Origin of the sequence: Wolbachia endosymbiont of Tetranychus urticae, from assembly GCF_046529255.1 — a bacterium.
GTDB lineage: Bacteria > Pseudomonadota > Alphaproteobacteria > Rickettsiales > Anaplasmataceae > Wolbachia.
Map to the genome: position 1 here is coordinate 91,055 of NZ_CP114181.1, position 16,301 is coordinate 107,355.

At 33.1% G+C, this 16,301-nt stretch carries 14 protein-coding genes, 1 tRNA gene and 5 pseudogenes; 12 read left to right on the forward strand and 8 right to left on the reverse strand.

What is annotated here, in order from left to right; translation table 11 throughout:
• Positions 1-13 precede the first annotated feature (13 nt).
• The gene (locus tag O1Q06_RS00590; RefSeq protein ID WP_410542737.1) at positions 14-382 is read right to left on the reverse strand and encodes a hypothetical protein; all 369 of its coding nucleotides are present in this window, start codon (positions 380-382) and stop codon (positions 14-16) included.
• 213 nt (positions 383-595) lie between these two features.
• Here O1Q06_RS00590 and O1Q06_RS00595 point away from each other — a divergent pair.
• A pseudogene (locus O1Q06_RS00595) lies at positions 596-747 on the forward strand (IS481 family transposase); the annotation flags it as partial.
• Positions 748-1,015: 268 nt separating this feature from the next.
• On the opposite strand, the gene glmS reads toward O1Q06_RS00595, so the two are convergent.
• The 3 genes from glmS to O1Q06_RS00610 all read right to left on the reverse strand — a co-directional run bounded on the left by glmS (position 1,016) and on the right by O1Q06_RS00610 (position 3,456).
• The gene (glmS, locus tag O1Q06_RS00600) at positions 1,016-2,827 is read right to left on the reverse strand and encodes a glutamine--fructose-6-phosphate transaminase (isomerizing) (protein ID WP_410542738.1); all 1,812 of its coding nucleotides are present in this window, start codon (positions 2,825-2,827) and stop codon (positions 1,016-1,018) included.
• Positions 2,828-2,835: 8 nt separating this feature from the next.
• Entirely contained in the window at positions 2,836-3,249 is a 414-nt protein-coding gene (yajC, locus tag O1Q06_RS00605; RefSeq protein ID WP_410543118.1) for a preprotein translocase subunit YajC, read from the reverse strand.
• A gap of 130 nt (positions 3,250-3,379) precedes the next feature.
• Positions 3,380-3,456, reverse strand: a tRNA-Asp gene (locus O1Q06_RS00610).
• A gap of 181 nt (positions 3,457-3,637) precedes the next feature.
• Here O1Q06_RS00610 and rpsB point away from each other — a divergent pair.
• From rpsB to O1Q06_RS00635, 5 genes are all read left to right on the forward strand, one after another.
• Positions 3,638-4,453: a 30S ribosomal protein S2 gene (gene rpsB, locus O1Q06_RS00615; protein ID WP_410543119.1), complete on the forward strand. Its 816-nt coding sequence runs from the start codon at positions 3,638-3,640 to the stop codon at positions 4,451-4,453.
• Positions 4,450-5,295, forward strand: coding sequence for a translation elongation factor Ts (tsf, locus tag O1Q06_RS00620; RefSeq protein WP_410542739.1), 846 nt, complete (start codon positions 4,450-4,452; stop codon positions 5,293-5,295). The genes rpsB and tsf overlap by 4 nt, the downstream gene beginning before the upstream one ends.
• Positions 5,279-6,022, forward strand: a complete 744-nt coding sequence (gene pyrH, locus O1Q06_RS00625) for a UMP kinase (protein WP_410542740.1) — start codon at positions 5,279-5,281, stop codon at positions 6,020-6,022. Before tsf ends, pyrH begins: the two co-directional genes overlap by 17 nt.
• Positions 6,023-6,029: 7 nt before the next feature.
• Complete coding sequence (frr, locus tag O1Q06_RS00630) at positions 6,030-6,587, forward strand: ribosome recycling factor (protein WP_214303504.1); 558 nt, start codon at positions 6,030-6,032, stop codon at positions 6,585-6,587.
• Between the two features lie 193 nt (positions 6,588-6,780).
• Positions 6,781-7,797, forward strand: a complete 1,017-nt coding sequence (locus O1Q06_RS00635) for a substrate-binding domain-containing protein (RefSeq protein ID WP_410542741.1) — start codon at positions 6,781-6,783, stop codon at positions 7,795-7,797.
• A 102-nt stretch (positions 7,798-7,899) separates the two neighbouring features.
• Here O1Q06_RS00635 and O1Q06_RS00640 read toward each other — a convergent pair whose 3' ends face one another.
• Positions 7,900-8,868, reverse strand: a complete 969-nt coding sequence (locus O1Q06_RS00640; protein WP_410542742.1) for a hypothetical protein — start codon at positions 8,866-8,868, stop codon at positions 7,900-7,902.
• Positions 8,869-8,992: 124 nt separating this feature from the next.
• Between O1Q06_RS00640 and O1Q06_RS00645 the strand changes: the two are divergent.
• From O1Q06_RS00645 to O1Q06_RS00655, 3 genes and pseudogenes are all read left to right on the forward strand, one after another.
• Positions 8,993-9,340, forward strand: a pseudogene (locus tag O1Q06_RS00645) (TrkH family potassium uptake protein); the annotation flags it as partial.
• An 82-nt stretch (positions 9,341-9,422) separates the two neighbouring features.
• A protein-coding gene (locus tag O1Q06_RS00650) for an IS630 family transposase (protein ID WP_410542743.1) occupies positions 9,423-10,428 on the forward strand; the annotation gives its coding sequence in 2 pieces (ribosomal slippage) (positions 9,423-9,512 and positions 9,514-10,428; 1,005 coding nt in all).
• A 14-nt stretch (positions 10,429-10,442) separates the two neighbouring features.
• Positions 10,443-11,324 (forward strand): annotated as a pseudogene (locus O1Q06_RS00655) (TrkH family potassium uptake protein); the annotation flags it as partial.
• 17 nt (positions 11,325-11,341) lie between these two features.
• On the opposite strand, the pseudogene O1Q06_RS00660 reads toward O1Q06_RS00655, so the two are convergent.
• Positions 11,342-12,343: pseudogene (locus O1Q06_RS00660) on the reverse strand (IS630-like element ISWpi10 family transposase).
• Positions 12,344-12,429: 86 nt separating this feature from the next.
• Here O1Q06_RS00660 and O1Q06_RS00665 point away from each other — a divergent pair.
• Together O1Q06_RS00665 and dcd are read left to right on the forward strand one after the other, a co-directional pair.
• A pseudogene (locus O1Q06_RS00665) lies at positions 12,430-12,657 on the forward strand (TrkH family potassium uptake protein); the annotation flags it as partial.
• A gap of 71 nt (positions 12,658-12,728) precedes the next feature.
• Positions 12,729-13,286, forward strand: coding sequence for a dCTP deaminase (gene dcd / locus O1Q06_RS00670; protein ID WP_410542744.1), 558 nt, complete (start codon positions 12,729-12,731; stop codon positions 13,284-13,286).
• Between the two features lie 252 nt (positions 13,287-13,538).
• On the opposite strand, the gene O1Q06_RS00675 is transcribed toward dcd, so the two are convergent.
• Complete coding sequence (locus O1Q06_RS00675) at positions 13,539-14,285, reverse strand: hypothetical protein (protein WP_410542745.1); 747 nt, start codon at positions 14,283-14,285, stop codon at positions 13,539-13,541.
• Positions 14,286-14,510: 225 nt separating this feature from the next.
• Between O1Q06_RS00675 and O1Q06_RS00680 the strand changes: the two genes are divergently transcribed.
• Positions 14,511-15,965 (forward strand): IS4 family transposase, encoded by a 1,455-nt coding sequence (locus O1Q06_RS00680; protein WP_410542423.1) that lies wholly within the window; start codon positions 14,511-14,513, stop codon positions 15,963-15,965.
• Here O1Q06_RS00680 and O1Q06_RS00685 read toward each other — a convergent pair.
• Entirely contained in the window at positions 15,950-16,294 is a 345-nt protein-coding gene (locus tag O1Q06_RS00685) for a transposase (protein ID WP_410542578.1), read from the reverse strand. The genes O1Q06_RS00680 and O1Q06_RS00685 overlap by 16 nt on opposite strands.
• Between the last annotated feature and the right edge of the window lie 7 nt (positions 16,295-16,301).

A 16,301-nucleotide genomic window follows, 5' to 3' on the forward strand; every position in this document is an offset into this window, starting at 1 on the left:
TTACTTGTTTTTCTCATTTTTTTAAAAAATTTATTATTTTTGTTCCTTGTAATTTTATTATTGTTTCCTTAAGTAGTAACGTTGATATTGGCATTGCTATTTCTTCTATCTCTTTTTCTATTTTCCTTTCCAATTCCACTACTTTTTCTATTCCTTCTTCTGATATTTTAGTGTCTTTTTTTAGTTCTATTTCAAACTTTCTTTTTTTCAACTCTGATTTTGCTTCTTCTAATGATTCTAATACATTCCATAGCTTTTCACCAGAATTCTGACTCCGTTTTGGTGACATAGACTGACTGCCTTTGAACTTTTTTGGTGATATGGGCTGATTTTTACCATCTTTAAGCTTTTTTGAGTTTTCACCAGCACTTACTTTAGCCATAATAAACCTCACATATTAAATAATGCTATTACATAATATCTTTAAAGCTCAATGTCAAATAGTATCTTTACATAATATAACTCATAAACAGAAAATTTTAGTATAAAATGCCATATTTACTTTGTGCTATGGTTTGAGGTAGAATAACAACTTGCTTCAAATATGGAAAGGCAGTACAACTCTATGATCAAGTTACTGAACTCTCATTTACTCCTCTTTTTTTGTAAAACAATCTACAATTCATTAGAAGATCTTCAGATAGACGTTGATCATTGGTTGTGTTTTTTACAATGAGACAAGACCTCATTCTAGTAAATATTGTTATGGCGATGTAGACTTTCCTGAATAGAAAACATATTGCTTTTTAGAAAAATATTAGTAGCCTTACATAAGGGACTGATATTAGTTTTCAATTTTTCTGTTAGTTAATTCTTGCTTGCTAGGTTAAGTTGTGTCTGGTAACCATAACGGCAAATCTTGTTAATTTGAGGCGTAGATTTTAGCCTCTCTCATCCTTACATTAGTTGCATATTCTTTCGCAGAGGGCTAATGATAGCAATGAATTTATTAGTAAAATTCAGTAATTTATAACTGACAATTAGAGCTGTTAATTAGCAACTCACTTTAAATAAGTTACTCAACTGTGACAGATTTAGCTAAATTTCTCGGACAATCTACATCTAACCCTTTTTTTTCTGCAATAGAATAAGCAAGAAATTGCATAGCAACACTGTAGATAATTGGAGAAACAAAATTGTCAACTTCTGGAAGTTGCACCACATCTATGCAAATTCCCTTTAAGAGCGGTGCTCCTTGCTTATCACTAAAGGCAATTACTTTACCTTTTCTTGCAATAATCTCTTGTATATTGGATAGCGTTTTAAAGAATAAATTATCGTAAGGAATAATTGCGATAACAAGTACAGTAGAGTCTATCAAGGCGATAGAACCGTGCTTCATTTCTCCCGCTGCAATACCAATTGTGTTGATATATGAAAGCTCTTTTATCTTCAATGCACCTTCCATTGCAACTCCATATGAGCTTCCTCTCCCAATTATAATTATATTATTGTGCTCTAATATACTGCCTGATATATGTTGTATTTCCATCACATTCAAAACATGCTCTACATGTTCGGGAATGGAATTAATAGCACCGCTTAGTTCCTTTATCCTCTCTCTATCCAGTATACCTTTTATTTTTCCAAGCTCTACAGCAAAGCATGCTAAAATTGCAAGCTGCGTAGAAAAGGTTTTTGTCGAAGCAACACCAATCTCAGGTCCAGCAAGAGTATGCAATACAATATCTGAGGCTTTTTCTATGCTGCTATTAAATGTATTAATTATGCTAATGATCATTTGTTTCTGCAATCTCGCATAACGTAGTGCTTCCATAGTATCTGCAGTTTCACCAGATTGAGAAATGAATAAGCCAATACTACCTTCTTCGAGCTTGACGCTGCTATACCTAAATTCTGACGAGATTTCTAGATATACCCGAATTTGAGCAATACTTTCCAGCCAACACTTTGCTATTAGTCCAGCAAAATAGGATGAACCGCATCCAACTATAGTAATGTAACCTAGTTCAGAAAATAATTCTTTGTTGATTTCTTTATATTGTTTATAAAATTGATTTATTGTTTTGTTTAATGCATACGGTTGCTCAAAAATTTCTTTTAGCATAAAGCTAGGGTAACCATTTTTACTAATTAGAAAATTTCTTGGACTGCTATTTTCTGTTCTGCGTTTAACTTGTATACCATTATTATATATACTGAATTCGTTAGATTTTATTACTGCAATATCATTATCTTCTAAATGCAATATTTTTTCTACAAATGAATTCAAAGTATTAGTATCAGAAGCAGCAAACACTTTATTACAGTTATATCCTATTGCTAAAGGCAAATTTCTTTTTGCAACAAATAAAGTATCTGGATATTCTGCAAATAATAAAGCCAAAGCAAGTGAACCTTGTAAATTGTTTAGACACTGTAATATAGAATCAACTGGTGACAATCCTTCATTAAGATATGCAGTTAATATGTTTGGTATTACTTCTGTATCAGTGTCGGTATGAAAAGATACTCCCTTTTCCTCCAGATCCTTTTTTAATATATTGTAATTTTCAATTATGCCATTATGAGCAACAACAACATTATTTATATAAATGGGATGAGCATTTTTAAGATTTGGAACTCCATGTGTAGCCCAACGAGTATGTGCTATACCAACTTTGCTACTAGATATCTTGCTCTCATGAACAACTTCACATAATCTTTCAACTTTACCTTCTGATTTTTTGACTTCTATCTTACCTCTATTATTTATAATTGCTATACCTGAAGAGTCATAACCTCTGTATTCCAATTTTTGCAACGCGGTTAGTAAAGTTGGTATTACTGAATCACCGCTACTTACTATACCTAATATTCCACACACTTCGTAAATTATGAAGCATTTTTGTCTTTTTTACTTTCCTCTAGTTTATTTTTCTTGCCATTCTTTTCAACTTTGCTTTTTTCAATAGATTTAGCTACTGGCTTTTGAATTTCTTTATTTAAGATTTCAGATATAGCAGACTTTAGGATTTTTATTTCAATTTTTGGTGCTATTTCTAGTATTAGTTGTGCATTTACTTCGTCAACTTTGTTTACTTCACCTATTATTCCACTAGAAGTAATAACCGTATCACCACGTTTTATTTGATCTATCATCCTTCTATGTTCTTTTAGTTTTTTGTGATTGGGGCGAATAATGAGAAAATAAAATACTACAAATATTAAAACGAGTGGAATAAAGCTAGCAACAGATGCTGATACATTGTTAGTCGCATCTGCTGCAAAAACCTCAGAAATGAACATATTTAATCCCAATTATTAACGATAAAATCAAATAGATTAAGCAGCAATTACAATATCATGTCAAGTCTCTGAAAGAAATTAATTGAAATTAATAAGAAACTTAAATAATTTTAAGGTGTTTCTGCTGTAATGGCGGGAGTGATGAGACTTGAACTCACGACCTCATGCGTGACAGGCATGCGCTCTAACCAACTGAGCTACACCCCCCATTGCTTTTTAACGTTTGCAGCTCTAAAGCTAATCAACGTGTTGCCACTTGTCAATATTTTTTGTTTGCGCTTTTTTGTCTTTTTTATTACTATGTAAATAACTTAATTTCACACATGGCTTATGCAAGTAGTCCCGTTAGGGTTGTGCCATGGAGGATAAACTATTTGGAGGAGTAAATATGACAAATTTGCCTAAAGTCACTATACGTGATTTAGCTGAATCTGGTGTGCATTTTGGCCATAAAGTTAGTCGCTGGAATGCGAAAATGGCCCCATATATATATGGTATACATCAACAGAATCGTATACACATAATAGACTTACGAAAAACATTACCATTGTTAGAGGCGGCGATGAAAGCTTTATACGATGTTGCATCTCAAGATGGTCGCATTTTATTTGTTGGTACGAAATTTCAAGCTTTAGATATTGTTGCAAGTGAAGCAGTTCGTTGTGGTCAGTATTATGTAAATGATCGATGGCTTGGTGGTATGCTTACTAATTGGAACACTGTTTCTTCTTCGATAAAAACTTTGATACAATATGAGAAAATATCCAATGATGAAGATAGCATCTTAACAAAAAAAGAATTAGGAAACATTGAAAAGAAAAGGAAAAAGCTTGATAAAGAATTGGGTGGAATTAGAGAAATGGGAGCAGTTCCTGATGTTTTATTTATTATTGATACTAACAAAGAGCATATAGCGGTTAAAGAGGCTAAAAAACTGGGTATTCCTGTAGTTGGAGTACTTGATACCAATTCTGACCCAGATGGTATTGCCTATCCTATACCAGGAAATGATGATTCAAGAAAATCAATAGAGCTCTATTGTAAATTGGTTGCTGATTCTATATTAGCTGGAATAGAGTCTAGTTTGACAAGGTCTAGAGTTAAGGATGATGAACTTATTCAAGAAAAAGAAGAGGATATTGTGCAAACTAAAAAGAAGCGTATTAAGGTTGAAACAGAAAGGGAGGTAATAGTAAGTAAATGAAGATGGATTCAAGTAGTATAAGGGAATTACGCGATAGAACAGGCCTTGGCTTAAGCGATTGTAAGAAAGCGTTAGAAGAGTGTGATGGTGATATTAGGAAAGCCGTTGATAGGTTACGTACAATAGGATTCGCTAAAGCTGACAAAAAGTCTGATAGAGTAGCTTCCGATGGGCTTATTGCTATGTGCTTGGCTAAAAATTATGGTGTATTGGTTAAAGTCAATTGTGAAACTGATTTTGTTGCTAGAAATGAGAAGTTCATAGCATTAGTTTCAAATTTAGCATCAATTGCTTGTCAAGAACGTTGTACTAGTCTTGATGAGTTAAAAAATGCCAAATATGAAGATGTTGGTACAGTACAGGAAGCTATTATGAGTGGTACATCGGTTCTTGGTGAGAAGTTAGAGTTAAGCAATCTTTGCTACCTAGAGACTAAGGATGGGATTATTGCTGGCTATGTACATGGTGATATGCATGGCTTAGGTAAGATTGGTGCTTTAGTAGCATTGCAATCATCTGGTGATAAACAAGAGCTTGGAAAGCAAATAGCTATGCATGTAGTTGCTATGAAACCTGAAGCTTTATCTATAGATGATTTAGATCAAGAAAAATTAAACAATGAGCGTTCTATAATTGAGGAGCAAGTAAAGAGCTTAAATAAACCTGAAGAGGTAGCGAAAAAAATAGTAGATGGACGAATGGCTAAATACTATGAAGAAGCTGTTCTGCTAGAGCAGAAGTTTATAAAAGATGATAAAATGAAGATTGCTGACTTTATAGAATCAAGGGCTGTTAAATTAGCTGATTATAAGTTACTTACTTTGGATGGTGCAAATAAGTAACAAAACTTCAGAAGTAAAATACCCCAGAGTGTTATTCAAAATCTCTGGGGAGGCTTTGATGGGATCAAAGCTATTTGGCCATGATATGGAAGTGATAGATAAACTATCCAAAGACATAGTTGAAGTTTGTAATCTCGGAGTTCGAGTTTGTATTGTTGTTGGTGGTGGGAATATTTTTCGTGGTGCATCAGCATCTTTAAGTGGCTGTGAAAGAGCAAGCAGTGATTATATTGGAATGCTTGGTACTGTTATTAATGCTTTAATTTTGCAAAATTTTTTAGAAAAAAGCTCTATAGTCTCTAGGGTGTTGTCTGCTATACCTATGACTACTATATGTGAACCTTATATAAGAAGGAAGGCTATTCATCATTTAGAAGAGGGCAGGGTGATAATTTTTGCAGCAGGAACGGGTAATCCATTTTTTACTACGGATACAGCTGCAGCTTTACGCGCTGTTGAAATGAATTGTAATGTTATTTTAAAAGGTACGCAAGTAAGTGGCGTGTATTCTGCTGATCCAAAAAAAAATGAGAATGCTGTAATGTACGATAGGCTTTCTTACACAGATTTGTTAACTCGTGATTTGAAGGTTATGGATGCGTCAGCAATTTCACTTGCTCGTGAAAATTCTATTCCAATTGTAGTTTTTTCTTTGAAAAGTGAAAAAATGGTCAATATTATTAAAGGTCAAGGTACTTATACTATAGTCTCAGATTATAAACATTAGGTAATTTATGTTAAACGAAATAAAAGCTAAAACAAAAGAAAGAATGCTAAAAACTATTCAGTCTTTTCATGATGATATGAAAGGTGTACGTACTGGTAGAGCTAACTCATCATTACTTGATGGTATAGTTGTAAATATCTATGGTGGACATCAAAAACTGAACCAAGTTGCAGGCGTTTCAGCTATAGATAACAAAACTCTATCGGTTAAAGTTTGGGATGCTACTGTTGTCGGTGAAGTGAAAAATGCGATAATCAATGCTAACCTAAATTTAAATCCTGTTGTTGAAGGAAATACTATACGTATAGTTCTTCCAGACTTAACACAAGAAACTCGTGAAAAATTAGTGAAACTATTGCATCAATTTTCTGAAAATGCACGAGTTGCAATTAGAAATATACGCAGAGATGTTATGGAAGAAATAGAGGAAATGAAGAAAAATAAGGAAATCTCAGAAGATGATTTTCATGTTGCCAAAAAGGAAATACAAAACATTACTGATGATAATGTAAAAAAAGTCGATGATGACTTATCTATTAAAGAAAAGGATATATTGCATCATTAAGTTAGTATGAAAGAATTTTTCAGTATTGAAAAACATAAGAGGATTCGATATAGATACAGTTGTATGAATGCTGTGATTCAGATCTCATCATTACGCACACATTTGATCGTTATACCTTTTGAAATCTAGAAAAAAAGCTTTTCAGTTTGATTTTTTATTACGATAATTAAGTTTACACTCTTGAGCGAAAACGATGCTGAAACGCCTTTTCCTTATTTTTGCATTTGTATTACTCATCCCACTGTCAAATGTTGATGCCAGAAGATATATCAGAATTGTTGGATCTTCAACTGTTTTTCCTTTTATCTCATTTATATCTGAAGAATTCAGCCGTATATTTTCCTTTAAAACTCCAGTTGTAGAATCGATAGGAAGTGGATCAGGGTTCAAAATGTTTTGTTCAGGAATAGGGGAAGGCACACCAGATATCACTACTTCATCTCGCCCTATGAAGGAAGTAGAGAGAGAATTATGTAAAAGAAATAAAGTGAATGAAGTAATAGAGATCATAATTGGCTATGATGGAATTGTTATTGCAAATTCAAATCAAAGCCATAGATTTGATTTTACAAAAAATGACCTGTTTAAAACTTTATCTTCATATTCTGAAGACAATGATAGATTAGTAAAGAATAACAAGAAATTTTGGTCTGATGTAAATCAAGCTCTACCAAAAACAGAAATTAAAATCTATGGCCCACATCAAAATACAGGTACACATGAAACTTTGATTAATTTTATTATGCTTGATCAATATTCATGTATGAACTCAAGGATTTTCAAAGAGAATTATCAAGACCAAGAAAAAAGAAAGAAAGCATGTAGTAATATCAGAGATGATGGAAGATATATAGAAGTTGGAATTAATGAAAACATAATAATACAAAAATTGAAGAGCAATAAAAATGCTTTAGGAATATTTAGCTTCAGCTTTTTAGCGAAAAACCAAGATGAGATTCAAGGAAGCACAATCGCAGGAATTGAGCCAACTTATAAAAATATATCATCGGGGGAGTATATGTTAGCAAGGCCTTTATATCTTTATATAAAGAAAGAACACTTAGATACTGTTGATGGATTAAGGGAATTCATTAGAGAAGTTGTAGACTCTATTAGTACTGAAGGTGGATATTTATCTAGGCTTGGCTTAATTCCACTTTCAAGCGAAAATATGAAAAAAGTCTTGGAAAAGGTTCGTGATATAATATGATGACTTTGATATTTTTTTATTCTGGATACTAGGTTAAAAGTAGAACGTTTAAACTTCTTGTTTTTATTGTTATCATACTTAGATTTCCTAAGAACTTATTTACTACAAAATACAACAAGTTCTATTTATTTGAGAAAGTTGTGCGTCTTGTAGAACAGATTTTGTTGTAGGTTTCTCTGTAGCTATTTCAAGTTTTTCTTCTATGCTTTTTTGTTCTGTGTAATCTTTAACTTCTTGAATGAAATCTTCAAACCACTTCTCACTACCTATCTTGGCATGTCGTTGTTGCTCACCTTTAAGAAGTTTTATTACAGCTGCATCTTGATTTTTAGGCACTCTTTGATATTTAAGCCACAAGTCACGAATATCAGGAGGAGCTTTTTTCAAATGAGCTTCAAAGGTTGCTTTTGTGTCTTTTGTACTTTCTTCTTGTTGATCTTGATGGAATTGAAACCAGAAATTGCGAATATCAGGAGAAGCTTTATCCCAAAGAAGTTTATTAATTTCTTTTATATTTCTCAGATCTTCTTGTTTCAATCTTTTACCATCACCTATATATCGTTTATTAAGACCAACTTGCAGAGGATAAAGTAAAAGGGTAGTTTTGCTCTGTGAATGTATAGGTCTATTTAAAATCATTGCTAAATTTGTATCATAATCTTCTAATACTGCTTTAACTTTTTTAACATCTAAATAATCTATTGCTTGACGTAATTTGTGGTGAAGATCACTTGTTCTCTTTAAGTTTTTCACTTTTTGCATATGTGAATCATCACTTCCTTCCTCTTCTTGCATAGCTATATCACACGAAATACTCTCAATTTTTTGCTCCATTTTCTGTATACATTGATTAATTTCCTTTTGATTTTTTTTGAATATAATCAACTGTGAAATGGTACAAGGATTAGGTAGATCGTCTTTAAACTCTTTTTTTATATTACTAGGTAATTCGCTTTTCAAAACTTCTTGTATATCGCTATCGTAATTATTTTTTATATTCTCAAAGTTGCCTTGTATAGCTTCACTAATTAATGAATCTCGAATGTTTTTTTGTCTGTCAGTTAATAACATACCTTACCTCTATCTCTTATGGCAAATTTAGCGCTATAATTATACGTGTTTATAATCAAGTCAAGAGAAAAAATTAGCAAAGCGGTTGAAGTTTTAATAACATATAGCTTTCACATTACTGTCTATGGAAAGTCTGCAAGTTTTACGTTCAATTGCGTTTATTGTGGGAATTTTTCTATTGTTGTTTGGCGTAGCAATCCTTATTCCTGCTATTACTAATAATTATCTAGGTTACGAATGGAAAAATTTTCTGGTTGGATTTATAGTTACCTGCACATTTAGTGCGATTTTTATTCTACTGGGTAAACTAAATAGGGTGCATGGAATGCCGGCAATTTTTGCGATTACCAGTTGTACCTGGATTGCATTATCTCTATTTGCAGCTATTCCATTTTATCTTGATAGTTTAAGCTACATTGATGCACTGTTTGAAGCAGTATCTGGGATTACAACCACAGGAGCAACTGTTCTAATACCAATTCCCGCTATACAAGCAACGAATAGAAAATAATGGAAAAAAGCCATACTGAAGTAAGTAAAATAGCGAGGTTTAGATGGCATTAAGATCAAAATTATTGGATGAAAAAGTGGTGAAATCAGCAAAAGAGATGCTGAAGAGAGTAAGAAATAATGCGTATGTTGCAAAAAAAACTAAATGCTGTAATTGCAGCAAAAAAGCACAGTATAACAGCTGTAGCAAAAATATGTTGCATTTCGAGAAAGGCAATTACTACATGGATAAAGCACATAAAATTTGGAAGAGAAGAAAAATTATTTGCTCCACCTCAACGCCGTAGAAAAACTATATTGAACCAAAGTCAACTTGAACGAATTGAGTTGTGGATAGAGGAAAACCCCAATATTACTATTAGAGAAATGAGAATAAGAATCCAAGAAAGATTTGGTTTGAATATCAGAAAATCCGCAATACATCGTAATATGCAAAGAATGAAATTCTCATATATCACACCAAGACCAGTTCATAGTGGACAAGATAAAAACAAGCAAGAGGAGTTTAAAAAAAACCTCAATGAAACTATTGTCATGCATTCTGAAAAAGAGCTATTTTTCTTCGATGAATCACGGTTTGGTACACATTCAAAAGTTGGACATGGGTGGTTTAAAAAAGGCAGTAGGACACAGGTTAAGGTAAAATTAGGTAGGGAAAATTTTTATCTCTATAGTACAGTTAATCCCAGAAATGGAGAGAATTTTAGCTTATTTGCACCAAACGTCAACACTGATTGTATAAATATATTCCTTGAACAGATGTCGCAATATTTAGGAATACGAAAGGCTTTTCTCTTGATGGATTGCGCTAGTTGGCATAAGTCAAAAAATTTAAAGGCACCTAAAAATATCGAAATTATATACCTACCACCATACTCACCTGAACTCAATCCTGTTGAGAGGTTTTGGTTATATATAAAACAGAACATTTTACGCAATAAAATCTACGATACAATTGTTCTGCTTGAATGCGCTTTGTGTAAATTTATTACCTCTCTTTCCCCTTCCACGGTTAAACAACTCTGCTATGCTTCTTATTTGGTTCATTAATAATGAGAATTGGTATAAGTTACATCGAGCAACAATCTCCGGGGATACTACTGTGGAGAGCAATGCTGCACGGTATAGGTGGTTTTGGAGTAATTACAGTAGGAATTGCAGTTTTTCCCATATTTAAAGTTTTGAGCTTAAATAACTTGCTATATTCCGAATACTCAGATGCTATTAAAAAACGGCTACCGCATACGCGAAGCGTAGTGATACATATTACAGAAATATATTATGGCCTAATTTTATTATGCATACTTTCATATTATCTAGCTGGCATGCCATTATTTGACGCAATATGTCACGGGATGTCTACCGTGTCAACTGGTGGATTTGCTAACTATAACGATTCTATAGGCTACTACAATAACCCTATATTGGAGGTCATAACAATTATCTTTATGATTTTAGGCTCTTTACCTTTTCTGAGCTATTTAAAAATTATAAGACGATTAGACGTTTGTTATGATGAACAAGTCTCTTACTTTATTAAGATAGTTGTTATCTCATCTTTGCTTGCTTGTTTTTGGTTGTATAAAAATTTTGACTTAGGAGTATTTTTATCATTTAGGTACAGCACATTCACCATTACCTCCTTTATCACATCAACTGGCTATGTAATGTCCAACTACTTGAATTGGAGCTTTATTTCAGTCTTAGCTTTCTTTTTAGCCTTTATTGGTGGATGTGGTGGTTCTGCTAGTGGTGGAATCAAAATCTTCCGTTTAGTCATTTGTCTAAAATCTATAAGGAATTACTTTAGCTCTTTATTAAATCCAAGTGAAAGCGATAGAGTAAAACTCAATGGTAAAATACTGGAAAATGATGAAGTTCAATCCGTCTTTACGTTTTTTGCGATTTACATGTTAACGTTCACTATATCATCAATAATGATGTCTTATACCAAATTCCATTACTAATCGAACAAATAAGAAACATTACAAACTCGTTTAATAGTAGCACTGGAAATACTGACAATAAAATTACACAGAACATCTTCAAGTAAGCCTATGGTATCGTAGACTCTGTTGCGTAAAGTATTGTGTTTGATATATTGCCACAACCTCTCAACAGGATTCAGTTCTGGTGAATAAGGAGGCAAGTATATAATGGTAATGTTTTTCTGAATTTTCAAACTTTTTGATCTATGCCAGCCTGCACAATCCATTACAAGAAAGGCTTTTTTCGTGCCTAAATCTTTCGACATCTGCTCCAGAAATATATTCATACAATCAGTGTTTACATATGGAGCAAGTAGGCTAATTTTCTTACCACTTCTTGGATTTACCGCACTGTAGATATAGAAATTTTGTCTACCAATTTTCATTTAACCTGCGTTCTGACCCCTTTTTTAAACCATCCGTGTCCGATTTTTGAATGAGTTCCAAATCGTGATTCATCAAAAAAATACCTCCTTTTCAGGGTGGGAATTGACTATTTTATTGAAGTATTTTTTAAACTCTTCTTGCTTGTTTTTATCTTGTTTATGGTGAATTGGCCTCGGTGTTATATAAGAAAACTTCATCCTTTGTATCTCACGATGCACTGTTGATTTGCTAATGTTTAGGCCAAATTCCTCTGAGATTTTTATTTGCACTTCCTTAATAGTAATATTTGGATTTCTTTCTACCCATATTTCAATTTGCTCACGTTGATTTTTGTTTAATTTGCTTTTTCTTCGCCGCTGAGAAGGGGAAAATAATTTTTCTACTCTACCAAATTTTAGATGCTTTATCCATTCAGTCAAAGCAGTCCTTGAAATTTTACATATTCTTGCCACAGCGCTTATACTACTTTCTTTTCCTGCTATCACCGCTTGTAACTTTTTTGAAACATATGCGTTATTTCTGACCTTTTTTAACATTTCTTTCGCCAAATTTACAACTTTTTCGTCTAACAGTTTTGACCTTAATGCCATTTATACCTCTCTATTTTATCTACTCTAGTATCACTTCTTTCCCATTATTGTCTATCTGTTCTTTACATAGTGGGAATTGGTATTACTTGAGCAATGCGGACTTTATAACTAGCATCAGCTCTGTTTCTGCAATGCTTACAAATTCTGGCCCAGGATTTAGTAACCTAATAGGTCCTTCAGGTAATTATTCCTCCTTTAGTGGTGGAGTAAAGCTATTTCTATCGTTTTTGATGCTGCTTGGCAGGCTTGAAATATTGCCAATTTATTTTTGTATAGGTAGTTTATACTGGAAACTTTGCCATTCCAGAGTGTAACGCTAATTCAGGTTTACATTTAAATTCTATTACATATTATTATAAGTATTACAAAACTTTAAAGGACAATTATGGCAGTTATGCCAGATAAATGGATAAGGGAAAAGGCTGAAAACTCTAGAATGATAGAGCCTTTTGTGAATCATAAAAGCAGTAAGGGTGTTGTATCTTTCGGATTATCATCTTATGGCTATGATGCAAGAGTTAGTAATAAGTTTAAGATTTTTACTAATGTTAATTCAGCTATTGTAGACCCCAAGAATTTTTCTGAGAATAGTTTCATAGATAAGGAAACAGATGTATGTATAATCCCACCAAATAGTTTTGTACTTGCCAGCACGGTGGAATATTTTCGTATACCAAGGAATGTACTGGTAATTTGTGTTGGTAAATCAACTTATGCAAGATGTGGTATTATAGTAAACGTCACACCTTTAGAGCCTGGATGGGAAGGTCACGTCACACTTGAATTCTCTAACACTACTCCACTTCCTGCAAAAATCTACGCTAATGAAGGAGCATGCCAATTTGTGTTTTTAAGCGGCGAAAGTGAATGCGAGAAATCATACCATGATATGAAAGGAAAATATATGAATCAACATGGTATCACTTTGCCGTTAGTTAAGTGATTACTTTAGATAAAGCTAGATATTGATTCTTTGTATTGAAGATTAGCAAAATTTTCTTTTATTAGTTCATCACATTTTTTATCACCTAAAACTGCACGTGCAGAGTGATTTTTAAATGCTTCTATAAAGCTAATAAAGAAATTTGTAGAAGGATTACTTAAAGCTTTTGCAACTTCTTTTTTTTCTTCATCATTGGCAAGCTGATTAAATAATTCATCACCTTTTTTTGTAGCTCATTTTGAAATTCTTGTTTTACAGTAGCCTTATCCGCTCTTTGCAAGAAGGAAAACTCTTCAAAAGTGTACAAGGAAGAGACAATACTGTTAAAGGTACCAGTAAACATACACTGCCAACAAGTACTCCGTATTCTGTTTGCGATTCTACTAAATGTTTAACCAGTTGATATTTTCTCTGTGATATGCGGGTATTAATATCTATATTATTATCAGTACTTTTTTTATTTTTATCCTTACAAGCTTTCCAAACCAAACTTAAAACTTGCTTCAATCTTAATCCACTTCCACTATGTGAATCAGGGTCATTTTTTATACGCTTTAGGCACTCAAGTGCATGTTTTTGCTCATCTGCTGTGAGTTGATCTTTATCTACAGCTTTTTGTGTGCCATTTGCTATGCACTCTAACTGATCAATAAATCCTTCTATTTCCTCTATAAACTTATCATCAACATCAGGCTCGCCATAGTTTTCTTTTAGCTTTTGAATGTTAATATTAATTGCATTGCATTGTTTGTGGATACGCGCTGCCTCCATAAATGCTTCAGTTCTTTGATCTAACCATTCTGGTAATTTGCCTCCTGCAAGAACATATAGCTTACTCAATGCTTGAGCTACTAGAATTAATGCTAGAACAAGAACAATAGATGCTATGAGTAACACTACAGCTAAGCCAATGACTAGCCACCTCACAGGGGCTAGTAAAATATCTCTTAATTTTGACGTTCTTTGTATGTTACCTGGTGTATTTACTACTACTGACATAATTAATTTTAAATAGTCTCACTATAGTATTTTCTAAAATGAATAATAAATTACCATTATGGTATTACCAACCAAAAGTTGTAAGTCTGTACATTTATATATTAGAGGTCTGAGGCGGCTTTTGATGGTATGCCAACAGTGTTCTATGGGATTCAAATCTCACTTTTACCCACAAGTATAAAAAGCAAGTAAGATAGAGAAAAATATACTTAAGATGAGGTAAAAATGTGTGAAGTAAATAGAAATGTACAATGTGCTGATGGCTTAGGAGATAAATGGCTAGAAAAAGAGTTGAGACATGTTAATCTGGGAGATGTAAGGCTTAATACAAGACTTATTAAAACAAGCTATTTAATAGAGAATAAGGCGTCTGGGTCAATTAGTCAAAGCTGTGTAGGATGGAAAGAAGCTAAAGGTGCATACAGATTATTTAGCAATGAGAAGCTTGAAGCTAAGGAAATTTATTCTTCCCATTATAAAGAAACTATGGAAAGGATAAAAGGAAATGAGCTGGTATTTTCAGTTCAAGATACAAGTTATTTGGATTTTGACTCTCATATAAAGACTAAGGGTCTAGGTAGTATTTCTAAAGCCTATACAAAATATAAAAAGGGTTTGTTATTGCACAGTAACTTAATGGTTAACAAAGACGGATTACCTTTAGGGCTATCTTCTCAACAGTGTTGGGCACGTTCTATCAGGGAAGAAACAGCCCAAGAAAAAGCAAACAGGAAATACCGTACTGCTATAAAGGAGAAAGAAAGCTATAAGTGGATAGCGGCACTAAAAGAAACCCTAAATAACCTCGCAGAAGGTGTACAGCTTGTTACTATTGGTGATAGGGAAGCAGATATTTTTAAGTTTTTATGGACTGTTGAATCATTGGACAGTTTTTATGTAATCCGCAACCGAACTAATAGGAAATTCATCTGTATTGAAGGGGGAAAAACGGATTTGCAAACACGTATAACTCAACTGCCTGTAAAAAAGGAAATTGTCTTGAATGTTGCTGAAAATAAATACCAGATCTCAAGAAAAGCTAACATTGAAGTCAGGTATATGAAAGGCTATATACCTATCAGATCTCCTTACATTTATGGATCGAAAGATACAGAGCATAAAATAAGTGATAAAATCGCTATATATGTAGTAAGTGCCAAAGAAACAAATCCTCCTGAAAGAGTAGAAGCTATTGATTGGACTTTGCTGACTAATGTACCAGTTAATAGCACTTTAGATGCTATAGAAAGGATAAATTGGTATAAGCTAAGATGGAAAATCGAGGAGTATTTTAGGATTTTAAAATCAGGATGTAAGGTAGAAAGCTCTCGTTTAGCTACAAAAGAAAGATTAGAGAAATTAATCGCTATAAAGAGCATTATTGCATTTAATATTTTATATTTAACAAAAATCGCTTTATCGAATCCTATGGAGGTTTGTACTAAGGTTTTAAGTAATGAAGAGTGGAAAACCCTTTACATACGTGAGCATAAAGTAGCCAAATTGCCAGAAGAACCTCCAAACATAAAACAAGCTATTATTTGGTTAGGAAAATTAGGTGGATTTATGAATAGAAAAAGTGATAATTTACCAGGAACTATGACTCTATGGCGTGGTTATGAAAACCTCAGGGAAAGCATGGTTATGCTTCGCATAATGACCTCTCAAAGTTGTGGGTAAAAGTGAGGATTCAAATCTGGTGAATATGTTGGAAGATACAGCACATGACAGCCAAAAGACTCTATTAATGATTTTGTTTTAGTGGTCTTATGAAATGTAGCATTATCCATAACTATGGTTGTGCCAAGTGGCAATTTAGGTTTCTCCAACCATATATTGAATACCTCTTTGTCACACCCACCTTTGAAAGTCATTGGTGCAATAAATCTCATTCCAATCCACCCGGCTACTATACCGATTCTCTCTCGCTGGAATATCTGCATAAATTTTCTTTCCTCTTGGAGCACGTCCATATTCTCGGTATAACTTATTATCAACTCCTGCTTCATCTATATA

What these genes read in the sequence shown, in the direction of transcription:
- frr (WP_214303504.1), top strand. Translation starts at nt 6,030, where the DNA reads ATGTTAAACGAAATAAAAGCTAAAACAAAAGAAAGAATGCTAAAAACT.
- yajC (WP_410543118.1), bottom strand. Translation starts at nt 3,249, where the DNA reads ATGTTCATTTCTGAGGTTTTTGCAGCAGATGCGACTAACAATGTATCA.
- O1Q06_RS00635 (WP_410542741.1), top strand. Translation starts at nt 6,781, where the DNA reads ATGCTGAAACGCCTTTTCCTTATTTTTGCATTTGTATTACTCATCCCA.
- pyrH (WP_410542740.1), top strand. Translation starts at nt 5,279, where the DNA reads ATGGTGCAAATAAGTAACAAAACTTCAGAAGTAAAATACCCCAGAGTG.
- O1Q06_RS00675 (WP_410542745.1), bottom strand. Translation starts at nt 14,285, where the DNA reads ATGTCAGTAGTAGTAAATACACCAGGTAACATACAAAGAACGTCAAAA.
- tsf (WP_410542739.1), top strand. Translation starts at nt 4,450, where the DNA reads ATGAAGATGGATTCAAGTAGTATAAGGGAATTACGCGATAGAACAGGC.
- O1Q06_RS00680 (WP_410542423.1), top strand. Translation starts at nt 14,511, where the DNA reads ATGTGTGAAGTAAATAGAAATGTACAATGTGCTGATGGCTTAGGAGAT.
- dcd (WP_410542744.1), top strand. Translation starts at nt 12,729, where the DNA reads ATGGCAGTTATGCCAGATAAATGGATAAGGGAAAAGGCTGAAAACTCT.
- O1Q06_RS00685 (WP_410542578.1), bottom strand. Translation starts at nt 16,294, where the DNA reads ATGAAGCAGGAGTTGATAATAAGTTATACCGAGAATATGGACGTGCTC.
- O1Q06_RS00590 (WP_410542737.1), bottom strand. Translation starts at nt 382, where the DNA reads ATGGCTAAAGTAAGTGCTGGTGAAAACTCAAAAAAGCTTAAAGATGGT.
- O1Q06_RS00640 (WP_410542742.1), bottom strand. Translation starts at nt 8,868, where the DNA reads ATGTTATTAACTGACAGACAAAAAAACATTCGAGATTCATTAATTAGT.
- rpsB (WP_410543119.1), top strand. Translation starts at nt 3,638, where the DNA reads ATGACAAATTTGCCTAAAGTCACTATACGTGATTTAGCTGAATCTGGT.